We start from the raw sequence: 1,706 nt of genomic DNA, 5'->3' as shown, positions 1-1,706 counted from the left end.
CAACCTGATGGCAGTAAGTTGTTTGCCCGTAATCCGGTGGATAATGTGCAGTGGTGGCGCTCTGATACGCATGAGTTGATTACTATTACCGCACCTATGCTCGGCCCTTGGCAGGTGCGGGCTGAAGGGCAAACGGTTCTGAAAGTGCAAACATTTTCAGATATTCAAATTCGGGCAGACCGTTTGCCAACCACACTGTATCAGCACGAGCAGTTAACATTTACTGCCCGTTTAGTACAGGGAAATCACTGGCTTGCTGTTCCTGAGTTAATTAAAAATACCACGTTGCATGCGGTGTTTATTCCATTGGGAGAATTAACGCTGGCTGAAAAAGAGCGATTATCTTTGCCTGATAATAGCCAAGCAAAGCGTGAGTTGTTAACGGGATCACCGATCAGTGCTGGCCGTTTAGAGGATAACGGGCAGGAGTTGGATGCGGTGGCCGGTGATGGTGTATTTAGCCAGCAATTGGCGCTGACTATGCCAACAGGACACTATTGGGTTGAATTACGTACTGGTGAAGGGGTAGCACTGCCGGAGACTGGGCAGTGGGTTGAGGTTAAAGCGTTGCCGGTGAAGGTATTGTTTACGCAGGCGCATGCCCCTGAGCAGCAGCATGTATTGACGCTGGTGGCCGATCCTGCTGAGGTTGCTGCTGGTTCATTGCAGGTGCGGGTGGAGGAGCGTTTGCCTGACGAGTCAGTGACTATCGGCTATCGGGCGCAGGCCGAAAATCAGGCGTACAAGGTGCAGGTGCAATTGCCTTATCGAGCACAATTAGGGCATTACAGTTTACAAACTTGGGTGTATTTGCAGACACCGGATCAGCGGATGTTATCGCTGTTGTTGCCTGTGCGGCGCTTTCGAGTGATAACCAATGCTGCGGTGCGTGAACAGCAGCAGGCATTGATAGCGCAGCAACAAGCTGAACAGGATGAGTGGCAGAAAATGCTGTCAGATCAGGAGCAGGCATTCTCCTTTTCACAGCAGAAAGGGATGCAACGTATGCAGTGGGTGCTGATTGGCGGTTCACTGCTGGCTCTGTTGGTTACGTTGAGTATTTGGGCAGGGATACGCTGGCGCAAGCGGATACAGCGGCGTAAGGCGTTGCTGGCATTGCAGCGGCAGGCATCGGCATCAATGCAGATGGGACAGCGCGATTTTTCAGTGAAAAAGTGATGGAAGTAACGGCTTTTGCTGTTTTTATCATCAGATGATGCGATTCATTGTTTTTTTTAGAAAAAATGATTGACTGAATAACGTCTGAATCGTAATATTCGCCCCGCTTGCGACGGCAAGCATTTGAGCGGTGTGGTAGTTCAGTTGGTTAGAATACCGGCCTGTCACGCCGGGGGTCGCGGGTTCGAGTCCCGTCCACACCGCCACTTAATTTAAAATTATTCTGCTTCCCATGAACAGAGCAGGGTAATCGAAGCAAAAGCTTCACACCAGTTTCGCGGAGCGGTAGTTCAGTCGGTTAGAATACCGGCCTGTCACGCCGGGGGTCGCGGGTTCGAGTCCCGTCCGCTCCGCCAATATAAAGAAAAAGCCCTGAACATTTGTTCAGGGCTTTTTTGTGTCTGAAAATGGGCTGTGCATACGCAGTTATGCCATAACCATTACCGAAATGCCTCATTCCCTTCACCAAACGGCAGATATTGAATCAAGCTATCTGATCCCCTAACGCCCTTATCTTCGATATCAAT

General features: G+C 50.3%; 1 protein-coding gene and 2 tRNA genes. All 3 read left to right on the top strand.

Features of this window, described 5'->3' with window-relative positions:
- On the top strand, window positions 1-1,179 hold a 1,179-nt coding region (locus ACRC27_RS02925), incomplete at its 5' end, for a hypothetical protein (RefSeq protein ID WP_438639155.1).
- A gap of 129 nt (window positions 1,180-1,308) precedes the next feature.
- A tRNA-Asp gene (locus tag ACRC27_RS02920) sits at window positions 1,309-1,385 on the top strand.
- A 73-nt stretch (window positions 1,386-1,458) separates the two neighbouring features.
- A tRNA-Asp gene (locus ACRC27_RS02915) sits at window positions 1,459-1,535 on the top strand.
- Window positions 1,536-1,706 lie beyond the last annotated feature (171 nt).

Origin of the sequence: Plesiomonas sp. (assembly GCF_051650925.1) — a bacterium.
Classification (GTDB): Bacteria; Pseudomonadota; Gammaproteobacteria; order Enterobacterales; family CAMTGL01; genus Plesiomonas.
This window is presented reverse-complemented; position numbering and strand designations above follow the sequence as displayed.